11 protein-coding genes are annotated in these 12,495 nt (G+C 58.8%); all 11 read left to right on the forward strand.

Annotated elements, in window-relative coordinates:
* The first annotated feature begins 39 nt into the window (after nt 1-39).
* Nucleotides 40-2,808 (forward strand): RecE family exodeoxyribonuclease, encoded by a 2,769-nt coding sequence (locus HF675_RS13600; RefSeq protein WP_187043221.1) that lies wholly within the window; start codon nt 40-42, stop codon nt 2,806-2,808.
* A gap of 11 nt (nt 2,809-2,819) precedes the next feature.
* On the forward strand, nt 2,820-3,932 hold the full coding sequence (locus HF675_RS13605; RefSeq protein ID WP_187043222.1) for a recombinase RecT: 1,113 nt from the start codon (nt 2,820-2,822) through the stop codon (nt 3,930-3,932).
* Nucleotides 3,926-4,111: a hypothetical protein gene (locus tag HF675_RS13610; RefSeq protein ID WP_187043223.1), complete on the forward strand. Its 186-nt coding sequence runs from the start codon at nt 3,926-3,928 to the stop codon at nt 4,109-4,111. The genes HF675_RS13605 and HF675_RS13610 overlap by 7 nt, the downstream gene beginning before the upstream one ends.
* Before the next feature lie 69 nt (nt 4,112-4,180).
* The gene (locus HF675_RS13615; RefSeq protein ID WP_187043224.1) at nt 4,181-4,456 is read left to right on the forward strand and encodes an excisionase; all 276 of its coding nucleotides are present in this window, start codon (nt 4,181-4,183) and stop codon (nt 4,454-4,456) included.
* Nucleotides 4,431-5,513, forward strand: coding sequence for a tyrosine-type recombinase/integrase (locus HF675_RS13620; RefSeq protein ID WP_187043225.1), 1,083 nt, complete (start codon nt 4,431-4,433; stop codon nt 5,511-5,513). Before HF675_RS13615 ends, HF675_RS13620 begins: the two co-directional genes overlap by 26 nt.
* A 178-nt stretch (nt 5,514-5,691) precedes the next feature.
* On the forward strand, nt 5,692-7,872 hold the full coding sequence (katG, locus tag HF675_RS13625) for a catalase/peroxidase HPI (RefSeq protein WP_187043226.1): 2,181 nt from the start codon (nt 5,692-5,694) through the stop codon (nt 7,870-7,872).
* Between the two features lie 111 nt (nt 7,873-7,983).
* Entirely contained in the window at nt 7,984-8,583 is a 600-nt protein-coding gene (locus HF675_RS13630; protein ID WP_187043227.1) for a hypothetical protein, read from the forward strand.
* Nucleotides 8,584-8,730: 147 nt separating this feature from the next.
* A complete protein-coding gene (gene ycaC, locus HF675_RS13635) occupies nt 8,731-9,354 on the forward strand; it encodes an isochorismate family cysteine hydrolase YcaC (RefSeq protein WP_105230886.1) in 624 nt (207 codons plus the stop codon).
* A 109-nt stretch (nt 9,355-9,463) separates the two neighbouring features.
* On the forward strand, nt 9,464-9,949 hold the full coding sequence (locus HF675_RS13640; protein WP_111737189.1) for a glutathione peroxidase: 486 nt from the start codon (nt 9,464-9,466) through the stop codon (nt 9,947-9,949).
* A 189-nt stretch (nt 9,950-10,138) separates the two neighbouring features.
* Nucleotides 10,139-10,321 (forward strand): hemin uptake protein HemP, encoded by a 183-nt coding sequence (gene hemP / locus HF675_RS13645; RefSeq protein ID WP_187043228.1) that lies wholly within the window; start codon nt 10,139-10,141, stop codon nt 10,319-10,321.
* Nucleotides 10,322-10,416: 95 nt separating this feature from the next.
* Nucleotides 10,417-12,480 (forward strand): TonB-dependent hemoglobin/transferrin/lactoferrin family receptor, encoded by a 2,064-nt coding sequence (locus HF675_RS13650; protein ID WP_111737191.1) that lies wholly within the window; start codon nt 10,417-10,419, stop codon nt 12,478-12,480.
* Nucleotides 12,481-12,495 lie beyond the last annotated feature (15 nt).

The following is a 12,495-nucleotide window of genomic DNA, read 5'->3' on the forward strand; positions in this document are numbered from 1 at the left end:
ATTGGCTTGCATTGTAACTAAATATCGGAGCGTTACACAATGCAAAACATCTACGCCTATTATTTGAAGGCAAAACAAAAGTCCGGCAAGCCGTCGCTTTTTATCTGGTTCGAAGCAAAAAGCGACGCGCGGGCAAAACGCGATCTCGAAAACCTGATCGAAGATGCTGAACTGGAAACCGGCGACTATTTCAAGGCTGTGCGCACAAACTACCCTGTCGTCGACGACCTGCCACAAGAGCGCGAGTTTAGCGACACATGGTGCGACCGCTACGCGCTGGACGACACAAACACCTGGCAGGTAATCCCCGCCGGCGAACAGCTGCAGGAGAAACCAAAAACTGCAGGTTCATCAGCCCCTGCTGAGTACTTCGCATCAAACCTCGACAAGCACACCGTGATCGCAGCTGCGTGGCTGTACGGTCGCAACTGCCTAAAGCTCAACGAAGAGCAGCTGAAAGCCGCAAAAGCCCTTGTGATGGACGATACGCCGCGCACCGAGTCCGGCGCAAGACTCACTGACGGTAGCCAACCGGTTAACGGCACGCCGATCGACTCCCTGCAGATGCTTGAAACCGTGACAGGTTGTGCACTGTATCCGTCCGATTTCGACATCGCTAATCCACCAGGCGCGATTATCCGTGCTGTCACCGATATGAAAAAACGCCGCGACCCGAAGCTGCAAGCATGGAACGACATGCTCAGCAACACACCGGGGATCCTACAGTGTTCGCGCGAAGCTATCGTCGATTTAGTCCGCGGCGCCGACGAAAATATTCACGCGACGCCTGGCGCGTTGCGCACATACATCAACACCCATCTGACTGAGTTCGACGTTCCTGCGAGCCCGGCGCCGGCGGAAGAGGAAACGGCTGAGGTACCAGAAGATAACGACACTCAAACAGCAGAATACGAAGCCCCACGCCGCGTATGGCTGCGCCGGGCGATCCTCGACGCGCTGGACGGCAAAACCAACGTCATGAGCGAAGAGGATGTCGAAGAGCTGCTTCCGGCCGCTGGCGATTTCTCAAAAGTGTATTTCGCTCGGCTGCTCGCGAAAGAAATTGAACCGTGCGACCCATTCTCTGAGCTCAACAAAGACGATGTTTACCACATCACATGCGACGTGCTAGAGAACTGGATTGACGATAAAGAGCAACGCACTGAGTTCATCACTGGGCGCGTCACATTCAATCTGCGCGAACGCTATGGCATCACCGCGCAGCAGCAGGAAACCCCAGACGTAGCGCAGAATAACGCCTCAAATGAGAGCGAAAAAACGGAAGTGGCGCTGCAGCAGGAAAGTGAGCAAATGCAGAGCCTAGGCGGCGGGAAATTTGACGTCAGCGCGCTGTTCGAAGCGTCGCCACTGGCAACCGGAGAAGAAGAAGAGAAAGGCGGTGAAGAAAGTACAGAAGCACCTGCAGAAACTGAAAGCAAAGACAGCGATGAAATTCGACCAGCTGAAAATGCTGCTGCAGATGATCGGGAGGCAGCTCCCGTAACACTGCCAGCGCCAGCGCCAGCGTATTTTGAACCGGGTCGCTATCACGATATCCCTAACGAGGTTTATCACTCGGCGAACGGCATCAGTAGCACCATGGCGAAGGACGCGCGCATCAGCCTGATGTACTACCACGGCCGCCACGTTATCAAGAGCATTCAGCGCGAGCGCACTGATGCGCTGACGTTCGGCTCGCTGGTACATACCCTGGCGCTAGAACCGGAAAAACTGGATGCAGAATTTAGCGTTGAGCCGCAGATCCCCGCGGGGGCATTCACTGACACGGCATCAATGCGCGCGTTTATCGACAAGCACAACGCCGCGCTGCCAAAACAGGCCGACGCCGATACACTTCGTGCCGTGCTCGAGAATCATAACGCCACCCTGCCGGCGCCGTACGCGTTGGGCGGTAACGCGGACGAAATCGGCCAGTTCTACATGATGCTGCCTGCAGAATTCCAGACCATCCCCGCCGACGGAAAAATGACAGCTACGGCGATGAAAGCCTGCATTAAGGAGTACAACGCCACCCTGCCGGCGCCGTTGAAAACTACCGGCGGCCGCGATGCACTGCTCGAGCAGTTGGCGAACATCGATCCGGAGTTTGTCGAAAAAGAGCACGCAATCCCGGCGCCGCTGCCTGTGAGCGGCAGCAAAGAAGAAATGGCGGCGCGCATCAAAACGATACTGCCGGCAGCCGTGTTCGCCGACGAACTGATCGGAGCGTGGAAAGACTGCGACGACGGCCGCCAGCAGATCACCCAGCAGCAGCTGCAGTACGCAAAAGCTATCCAGCACGCACTGTTTACGCACCCGTCCGCCGGCCCGCTGCTACAACACCCGCAGCGCGCAGTGGAAGTGAGCTATTTCGGCATCGACGAAGAAACCGGCCTCGAGGTTCGCGTACGGCCAGACCTTGAGATCGAGGCCGGTCGCCTGCGTTCCGGTTTCGACTTGAAGACCGTCAGCATGGGGAACGTGAAGCAAAGCGCACTGAGCGCCCGGCTGCACCGCGAAATTATCGAGCGCGATTATCACCTGAGTGCCGGCATGTACTGCGATGTAGCCGCGTTCGACCAGTTCTTCTGGATCTTCGTCAACAAAGACGAGCACTACCACTGGATCGCCATCGTCGAAGCATCTGCCGACCTGCTTGAGCTTGGCCGCCTCGAGTACCGCAAAACCCTGCGAGATATCAAGCAGGCGCAGGACACCGGCGTGTGGCCTGAACCGATCACAGAGGAAATCGTGGACGACATTAACGACTTTGACCAGCGCCGTATGGAAGCGCTGCGCGTAGCTTAAGGAGCATACCAATGACCAACCAACTCGCACTGATTCAGAAAGACCTGGCGGAACAACTGGCGCCGGCAAAAGAAATTTTACCGAGCCACGTCAGCTTTGAGAAATTCACCAGCGCCGCCGCCGTGGCGCTGGCAAACAACAAGGACTTATTCGGCGCTGACCGTCAGAGCGTCATCAATGCCCTTTCGTCGTGTGCAAAAGACGGCCTGATCCCCGACGGACGCGAGGCGGCCCTTGTCGTGTACAAAACGAATGTTAACGGTCAATGGGTGCCGCGTGCGCAGTATATGCCGATGATTGATGGCGTGATGAAACGCGCCCGCCAGTCCGGCGAGGTGTCGCTCATCGCGACACGCGTTTTGTATAAAAACGATAAATTCCGCGTTTGGATGGATGAAAACGGCGAGCATATTTTCTATGAGCCAAACCTGCTCGACCGCGGCGAGATGATCGGCGCATTCGCGTACGCTAAGATGCGCAGCGGAGAGCTGCAGTTTGAAGTGATGAATATCGATGATATCGAGAAGGTGCGCGCCGCTAGCAAGAACAGCGACAGCGGCCCGTGGGTAAATTGGTATGAATCGATGTCCCGCAAGTCGGTAATGCACCGTCTTTGCCGGCGCCTGCCGAACAACTCGGAAATGATGGAAATGCTGGAGCGTGGGCAGGAAATGGTGTGGCAAAAAGAGAAAGACGTCACACCACCGCCACAGCGCGTAACCGCCAGCCAGGTGATCGATGCTGCGGAATCAGCAGAAGAGCCGGCCGCCGCCGCAGCGCCAGAAAAAATGGCGGCAGACATTCGCGGCAGCATCGAAAAGATCGCAAACCCAGCGGAAGCTACCGCCCTACGCGCCTCGGTTGAAGAGCTGAAATCGCAGCTGGGGATCACCTTGTACACCGAACTGAAAAACAAAATCGTGAAGCAGCACCACCGACTGAACGCCATCGCTGCGCTGGCGGCGTCGATCGATGCGGCCGGTGCCAACGGCGCCACGGGGCAGGAACGCACCGACATAGAGGCGTTGCTGCACCGTTCCGAGCGATTCCTCGATGCTGACGAGATTCAGCGTTACCAGCAAGCGATCGCCGATTTACCAGCAGCGCAGGCGGAAGCATGCTGACGCTTATCGGTTTTGTTCTGCTCGTCAGCCCGTGCGGCCACGACGCGTGCGACGGCCTGCTCGCCTCTGAAACGGTTTATCCGACCGAGACGGAGTGCGAGCAAGTCAAAGCGGAGCTCAACCGCCGGCTGCCGGACGCGGTGCTGTACTGCAGCGAAACATACAGAGAAGAAAACTGATTTTCGAGAATCAAAACACAACGCCGGCCGCGGTTAATATTGCGGCCGGTTGTGCGCAGGAGCATAACCATGACCAAATTACTGACGTTAGAAGAATGGCGCGACAGCGCCTATGAGAGCTACAAACCGAACATTCAGACGCTCTGGCGCTGGGCGCGCAACGGCAATTTCTACCCGCCGGCGGAAAAACACGGCAAACGGTACATGCTGAAGCCCGGAACGATTTACATCAAGCCCAACGATCCAACTCTGGGTAAGAAAATTAAGGAAGCGCAGAGCGCCGCGCCGGCGCGCGAGGCGTTTATGGAGAAAGTGATCAATGACACGGCGAAAAGGAGGATATGACATGCGATTACCCAAAAATCTGACTTATCGCCAAAAAAGCAAGTCATTCTACTGGCGGAACCCGCTCACCAAGAAAGAGATATCACTGGGGCCGATATCCCGTCGTGACGCAATCGCACAGGCGATCGAGGCCAACCATTACATTGAGCAGAACTACTCGCCGGTGCTGCTCCTGGAGAAGATTAAAGGCACCCACGAATACACGCTAAATAACTGGTTGGAGCGGTACTACACTCTATTCGAGCGCAGGAAGCTATCAGCTAAAACGTGTAGGTTTCGCCGTCAGCAATTTGCCGTCATAAGCGAAAAAATGGGTGGGATGATCCTGTCAAAAATCACCACTCGGCATATCGCAGAGTTTCTTGAAATATGGGTTAAGCAGGAGAAAAGGACGATGGCGGCAGCGATGAGAACTGTGCTTTCTGACATTTTCCGAGAAGCTATCGTTGAAGGCCACATCGAAAGCAACCCGGTCGCGCCAACGAGATCGGCCAAACCTGTTATAAAAAGGGAGCGGCTGGAGCTAATGCAATATATTCCAATACGTGAAGCGGCGGACACGCTGCCCCCCTGGCTCTCATTGGCAATGGATCTTGCTCTTGTCACCGGCCAGCGACGCGCGGACATTGCAAAGATGAAGTTTGACCACGTCGTGAACGGACGGCTGTTGATAGAACAGGACAAGACCGGGGCCATGATCGCCCTGCCCCTTGATCTTGAATTGAAAATCGTTGGCTTGCAATTGGGAGCAGTGATTGACCGCTGCAGCCAGGCCAGCAAGACAGATTACATGATCAGCGCTGGCATCCGTAAAAACAGCCCTGACGGGGCAATCAGCCTAAATAGTTTGACGGGCAAATTTGCTATGGCACGAAAATTGACGGGAATAGAATTTGAAGCAAGCCCGCCACCGTTCCATGAGATCCGAAGCCTCTCTGGCAGGTTGTACGAGAAGGAAAAAGGGAAGGAGTTTGCGCAGAAATTGCTGGGCCATAAATCGGAAGTTATGACAGGTAAATACCTTGATGCACGACGGAAAGAATACGTTATGCTTTAAAAAGTAACTATCAAAATTCGAGTAAATTTCGAGTAATTTCGGAACAACAAAAATAAATCATTTGAAATCAAATACTTACAAAAAGTATACCTATCGAATCCGTAGGCCAATTCAAATATCTCTTACTAAAACCAAAGGATATCGTAACGGTATTCATCGAGTGCAAAGGGAGTAAGAAATGAGCAATCCAACCGACAAATCAACGTCTTCAACGACCGCGAAATGCCCCTTCCATGCCGACGTACCTGAGCAATACGCCGGCGGAGGCACCACCAATCAGGACTGGTGGCCCGACCAACTGCGTGTGGATCTGCTAAATCAGCACTCCAACCGCTCTAACCCGTTGGGCGAGGATTTCAACTACCGCGAAGAATTCAAAAAACTGGATTACGCCGCGTTAAAAGCGGATATCCGTCACCTGCTGACCGACTCGCAGTCGTGGTGGCCGGCGGACTGGGGCAGCTATATCGGCCTGTTTATCCGCATGGCCTGGCACGGCGCCGGCACCTACCGCGCCGTTGACGGCCGCGGCGGCTCCGGGCGCGGGCAGCAGCGCTTCTCGCCGGTCAACTCCTGGCCGGACAACGTCAGCCTCGATAAGGCGCGCCGTCTGCTGTGGCCGATCAAGCAAAAATATGGCCAAAAAGTCTCCTGGGCGGACCTGTATATTCTAGCCGGCAACGTGGCGCTGGAAAACTCCGGCTTCCGCACTTTCGGTTTCGGCGGCGGTCGCGAAGACGTCTGGGAACCGGATCTCGACGTCGACTGGGGCAATGAGAAAACCTGGCTGGCGCACCGCCACCCGGAAAGCCTGGCCCATCAGGCGCTGGGCGCCACCGAAATGGGGCTGATCTACGTCAACCCGGAAGGGCCGGAAGCCAGCGGCGAACCGCTGTCCGCCGCTGCCGCCATCCGCGCCACCTTCGGCAACATGAGCATGGACGATGAAGAAACCGTCGCGCTGATCGCCGGCGGCCATACGCTGGGTAAAACCCACGGCGCAGCGTCCGGCGACCACCTCGGCCCGGAACCGGCTGCGGCGCCGCTGGAGCGGCAGGGTCTCGGCTGGGCCAGCAACTACGGCAGCGGCTCCGGCCCCGACGCCATCACCTCCGGTCTGGAGGTTGTCTGGTCGCAAACGCCGACCCAGTGGAGCAACAACTTCTTCGAAAACCTGTTCAAATACGAGTGGGTACAGACGCGCAGCCCGGGCGGCGCCATCCAGTTCGAAGCCAAAGACGGGCCGGAAATTATTCCCGATCCGTTCAACCCGGGGGTGAAGCGTAAGCCGACCATGCTGGTAACCGACGTGACGCTGCGCCTCGACCCTGAGTTTGAGAAAATCTCGCGTCGCTTCCTGAACGACCCGCAGGCGTTTAACGAAGCCTTCGCCCGCGCCTGGTTCAAACTGACCCACCGCGATATGGGGCCGAAAGCGCGCTACCTGGGGCCGGAAGTGCCGGGCGAAGATCTGATCTGGCAGGATCCGCTGCCGCAGGCGGTGCAGCAGCCAAGCGCGGCCGATATCGACAGCCTGAAGACGGCGATCAAATCCTCCGATCTCAGCGTCAGCGAGCTGGTCTCGGTCGCCTGGGCCTCGGCCGCCACCTTCCGCGGCGGCGATAAGCGTGGCGGCGCCAACGGCGCACGGCTGGCGCTGGCGCCGCAGCGGGACTGGGAAGTCAACGCCATTCCGGTCAGCGTGCTGCCGACCCTGAAGGCGATTCAGCAGGCCTCCGGCAAAGCGTCGCTGGCGGATGTGATCGTGCTGGCCGGCGTGGTGGGCATTGAGCAGGCCGCCGCCGCCGCGGGCGTACAGGTCAGAGTGCCGTTCACGCCAGGACGCGTCGATGCGCGTCAGGATCAGACCGACGTTGAAGCGTTTAACCTGCTTGAACCGCTGGCCGACGGCTTCCGCAACTATCGCCGTTCGCCGAACGGCCCGACCACCGAAGAGCTGCTGATTGACCGGGCGCAGCTGCTGACGCTGACCGCGCCGGAAATGACCGTTCTGGTCGGCGGCCTGCGCGTATTGGGCGCCAACTTCGACGGCAGCCAGCACGGCGTGTTCACCGATCGCGTCGGCGTACTCAGCAACGACTTCTTCGTCAATCTGCTGGATATGCGCACCGAATGGCAGGCCACCGACGGCAGCGCAGAGCTGTACGAAGGCCGCGACCGCCAGAGCGGCGAGGTAAAATACACCGGTACCCGCGCCGACCTGGTGTTCGGCTCCCACTCGGTGCTGCGTGCACTGGCGGAAGTGTACGCCAGCAGCGACGGTCAGGAGAAGTTTGTCCGCGACTTCGTCGCCGCCTGGACCAAGGTGATGAACCTGGATCGCTTCGATCTGGCGTAACAGACCGGCTACGGCAACACTCAAGCCTCCGCATGCGGAGGCTTTTTTTATGCGCTGTCATTACGCCGCAACGCCGGCTATATTGCAGACAGACAATACGGAGAGCGGCTTATGGCATGGTTGGGATTTATCAGCGCACGGGCGTGCCGGCACTGGCAGGACGCATCGCCGTTTCTGCCGGCGTTCAGCTTTTACGAAAGGCACCAGTCAGCGCCGATCGACGCCGCGCCACAGGCCATTATCCACGCGGTGCAGGCGCTGGATATGCAGGAGGATCCGCTGATCCGTCGCCTGCTGGCGCTGCGACAACTGCCGGACAGGCTGCGTCGCCGCGCGAAGCCCCCCCGCCCCTTCGGCTTTGACAGCTTCACCCCGCTGCATCAGGACAGCCACGAACTCTCCCTCGGTCTGGCCGGCCGTTTCTGGCGGCCAACGCTGGTTCTGCCCAAGCCGGAGGACGCCCGGCAGTTTCTTCTGTTTGCCGACCCCGACGCCGCCAAACTGGTGCTGCGCTTTAAGGTCGTCGCAGATCAAATCGGCCAAACGCGGCTACGCACCGAAACCTTTGTCTACTGCCCCACGCCGCAGGTGAAAGCGCGCTTTGCCTGCTACTGGCTGCTGATCCGTCCGGCCAGCGGCTGGATCAGACGCCGCACCCTGAGCGCGGTGCGGCGTAAGCTGGCTGCTACCGCCTCATCGTTCCAGCCATAGAACGCTCTGGCTTAATTTTCCTGGCTACCTGCCGTTACTCGCCTACGCTAAGGTTGTCGACAGCGTGCGGCAGGCTGCGCACGCCCGATGCCGACGGCATTGCCGCCGGCGCCTTGTACGATCATCGTCTTAGTTAAGGAGTAAGTCATGGGCAAACCCTATGTCAGATTGGATAAAGACCAGGCGGCGGTACTGTTGGTCGACCATCAAACCGGGCTGCTATCTCTGGTGCGCGATATCGATCCGGATAAATTCAAGAACAACGTGCTGGCGCTGGCTGACCTGGCCAGCTACTTCAAGTTACCCACCATCCTGACCACCAGCTTTGAAACCGGCCCCAACGGCCCGCTGGTGCCTGAACTGAAGGCGCAGTTTGCCGACGCACCCTATATCGCCCGCCCCGGCAATATCAACGCCTGGGATAATGAAGACTTTGTGAAGGCGGTGGAAGCCACCGGCAGAAAACAGCTGATCATCGCCGGCGTGGTGACCGAGGTGTGCGTAGCGTTCCCGGCGCTGTCGGCGATTGAAGCGGGCTATGAGGTGTTTGTGGTGACCGACGCCTCCGGCACCTTTAACCCCATCACCCGCGATGCCGCCTGGCAGCGCATGACCCAGGCCGGTGCGCAGCTGATGAACTGGTTCGGCGTCGCCTGCGAGCTGCACCGTGACTGGCGCAACGATGTCGAGGGTCTGGGCAAACTGTTCAGCGAACATATTCCCGACTACCGCAATCTGATGAGCAACTTTGACTATTTAATGCAGAAATAAGCCCAAACGGCAGGCGCCCGGCGTCTGCCGTTGCGCGGCAAATCCGTGACCTGATAACAGCGATTGCTCTACACTAGGGGGGGTTATTTACCGAGACAGGATCCGCCGCATGCTCCCATCGCTATTATCCATTCCCTGCACCACATTGCAGGGCGAAGCCAAAACGCTGGCCGACTTCCCGGCGCGCGCCTATCTGGTGGTGAATACCGCCAGCAAATGCGGTTTTACCCCGCAGTATCGCGGGCTGGAGAATCTGTGGCGCTATTATCGCGATCGCGGCCTGGTGGTGATGGGCTTTCCCTGCAATCAGTTCGGCGCACAGGAGCCGGGCAACGCACAGGACATCGCCAGCTTCTGCAGCCTGAACTACGGCGTCAGTTTTCCGCTGTTCGCCAAGATCATGGTCAACGGGCCGGATGCCCATCCGCTGTTTAACGAACTGAAGCGCCGTGCGCCGGGGCTGCTGGGCAGTCAGCGCATTAAATGGAACTTCACCAAATTCCTGCTCACCGCCGACGGCCAGCGCGTGACGCGCTTTGCGCCGCTGACCAAGCCGGAGCGCCTGTTCGAGCGTATCGAGACGCTGCTGAAATAACTCTCGCGCCGGGCGGAATCCCTTACCCACCGCCCGCGCCGTTCAGTCCCCCCGCTCCGGTTTCCCGCGTTAAGAACCCGATCCCGCCGGTAAGCAAATTTTCCTTGCTGTAACCCAATGTTCACATGATAATGATTATCACTATGATAAACGTTATCAATTAACTCTTTTATTTTTCAGACAGCAATTATGGATAATAAACAGCACGCGGCGCCCGTCACGCCTGCCGCTCCCGCGCAGGAAACGGCCCCCCCACCCAGCTATGACAGCCGGCAATTGCTCGGCCGTGACGGCGTCGCGATTATCACGCATCAGGGCCAACGCTATCAGCTGCGCCAGACCAAAGCGGGCAAGCTGATCCTGACCAAGTAATACCTTACAGCCCCAACGCCAGCCACCCCGATCGTCACGATCCAGGCAGCCAGCAAATCATTTGATATGTTGTAAAACATACGGAGAGTTGCACTATGCCTGCTATTTTTGCCACCCCGCGGCGTCTGTCCGCCCTGAGCCTGGCCATTGCCTGCGCCCTGCCTACGGTGGCTTTTGCCAACACCAGCCCCGTTTCTGACACCGGTTCGGAAAAAGCGACCGACGATACCCTGACGGTAGTCGCCACCGGCAACCAGCGCAGCAGTTTCAGCGCGCCGATGATGGTCACGGTGATCGACGGCACGTCGCCGCAGGCGCAGACCGCCGGCACCGCCGGCGACCTGTTGCGTCAGGTGCCGGGCATCACCGTCACCGGCACCGGCCGCAGCAACGGCCAGGATATTATGATGCGCGGCTATGACCGCCGCGGCGTGCTGACCTTGGTGGACGGCGTGCGTCAGGGCACCGATACCGGCCATCTTAACGGCACCTTCCTCGATCCGGCGCTGATCAAGCGGGTGGAAGTGGTGCGCGGCCCGTCGGCCCTGCTGTACGGCAGCGGCGCGCTGGGCGGCGTCATCTCCTATGAAACCGTCGACGCCGCCGACCTGCTGCTGCCGGGGCACAATACCGGCTTTCGGGTTTACGGCAGCGCCGCCAGCGGCGATCACAGCCTCGGCATGGGCGCCAGCGCCTACGGCAGAAGCGACAATCTGGACGGTCTGCTGTCGTTCGGCACCCGCGACGTCGGCAATCTGCGCCAGGGAAACGGCTTTGACGCGCCGAACGATGAAAACATCAATAACCTGCTGGCCAAAGGCACCTGGACCATCGATGAAAACCAGGCGCTGAGCGGTAGTTTCCGCTATTACAACAACCGCGCGCAGGAGCCGAAAAACCCGCAGACGCCGGCCGCTTCCGCCAGCAACCTGCAGACCGATCGCTCCACCATTCAGCGCGACGGACAGCTGACCTATAAGCTCAAACCGGTAGGACAAGGCTGGCTGGATGCACAGGCGCAGCTGTACTACTCCGAGGTGCAGATCAACGCCCACCGCGACGGCAGTGAAGACGAGGCGCGCAAGCAAACCACCCGCGGCGCCAAGCTGGAAAACCGCACCCGCCTGTTCAGCGACAGCGCGGCGGCGCACCTGTTCACCTACGGCACCGAAGCGTATAAGCAGGAGCAGACGCCGGGCGGCGCCACCGAGAGCTTCCCGCAGGCCAAGATCAACTTCGCCTCCGCCTGGCTGCAGGATGAGATCACCCTGCGCGATCTGCCGGTATCGATTCTGGCCGGAACGCGCTATGACAACTATAAAGGCAGCAGCGACGGCTACGACGACGTCAACGCGGACAAATGGTCATCACGCGGGGCGGTCAGCATAACCCCCACCGACTGGCTGATGCTGTTCGGCTCCTATTCGCAGGCGTTCCGCGCGCCGACCATGGGCGAAATGTACAACGATGACAAACACTTCTCGATTCCGATGGGCCCCACCACCATCACCAACAACTGGGTGCCGAACCCGAATCTGAAGCCGGAGACCAACGCCACCCAGGAGTATGGTTTCGGCCTGCGCTTCGACGACCTGCTGCTGGCCGACGACAGCCTGCAGTTCAAGGCCAGCTATTTCGATACCAAAGCCAAAGACTATATCTCCACCGCCGTCACCATGGATATCGGAGCCGGCCCGCGCGGGCCTTACTGCATCAGCTGCACCACCTACTCCACCAATATCGACCGCGCCAAAATCTGGGGCTGGGACGCCGCACTGAACTATAAAACCCGCTGGTTCGGCTGGGATCTGGCCTATAACCGCACCCGCGGCAAAGATGAAACCAGCGGCGACTGGATCGCCAGCATCAACCCGGACACCGTCACCAGCGTGCTGGACGTGCCGCTGGGCGCCAGCGGTTTCTCCACCGGCTGGGTCGCCACCTTGACCCAACGCTCGACCCACGTGCCCAGCGGCACTGCCGAGCAGGCCGGCTACGGCGTCAACGATTTCTACCTCAGCTACAAAGGCAGCGCCGAACTGCAGGGGCTGACCACCACCGTGGTGCTGGGCAACGCCTTCGATAAAGAATATTACTCGCCGCAGGGCATTCCGCAGGACGGACGTAACGCCAAACTGCTGGTCAGCTATCAGTGGTAACGACAGGAGAATAAC

Source organism: Serratia sp. JUb9 (assembly GCF_014298095.1).
GTDB classification, from domain to species: domain Bacteria; phylum Pseudomonadota; class Gammaproteobacteria; order Enterobacterales; family Enterobacteriaceae; genus Serratia_B; species Serratia_B rhizosphaerae.

Bases quoted from the DNA above. Each gene is read 5' to 3' on its own strand.
- HF675_RS13600 (WP_187043221.1), top strand. From the start codon at position 40: ATGCAAAACATCTACGCCTATTATTTGAAGGCAAAACAAAAGTCCGGC.
- HF675_RS13605 (WP_187043222.1), top strand. From the start codon at position 2,820: ATGACCAACCAACTCGCACTGATTCAGAAAGACCTGGCGGAACAACTG.
- HF675_RS13610 (WP_187043223.1), top strand. From the start codon at position 3,926: ATGCTGACGCTTATCGGTTTTGTTCTGCTCGTCAGCCCGTGCGGCCAC.
- HF675_RS13615 (WP_187043224.1), top strand. From the start codon at position 4,181: ATGACCAAATTACTGACGTTAGAAGAATGGCGCGACAGCGCCTATGAG.
- HF675_RS13620 (WP_187043225.1), top strand. From the start codon at position 4,431: ATGACACGGCGAAAAGGAGGATATGACATGCGATTACCCAAAAATCTG.
- katG (WP_187043226.1), top strand. From the start codon at position 5,692: ATGAGCAATCCAACCGACAAATCAACGTCTTCAACGACCGCGAAATGC.
- HF675_RS13630 (WP_187043227.1), top strand. From the start codon at position 7,984: ATGGCATGGTTGGGATTTATCAGCGCACGGGCGTGCCGGCACTGGCAG.
- ycaC (WP_105230886.1), top strand. From the start codon at position 8,731: ATGGGCAAACCCTATGTCAGATTGGATAAAGACCAGGCGGCGGTACTG.
- HF675_RS13640 (WP_111737189.1), top strand. From the start codon at position 9,464: ATGCTCCCATCGCTATTATCCATTCCCTGCACCACATTGCAGGGCGAA.
- hemP (WP_187043228.1), top strand. From the start codon at position 10,139: ATGGATAATAAACAGCACGCGGCGCCCGTCACGCCTGCCGCTCCCGCG.
- HF675_RS13650 (WP_111737191.1), top strand. From the start codon at position 10,417: ATGCCTGCTATTTTTGCCACCCCGCGGCGTCTGTCCGCCCTGAGCCTG.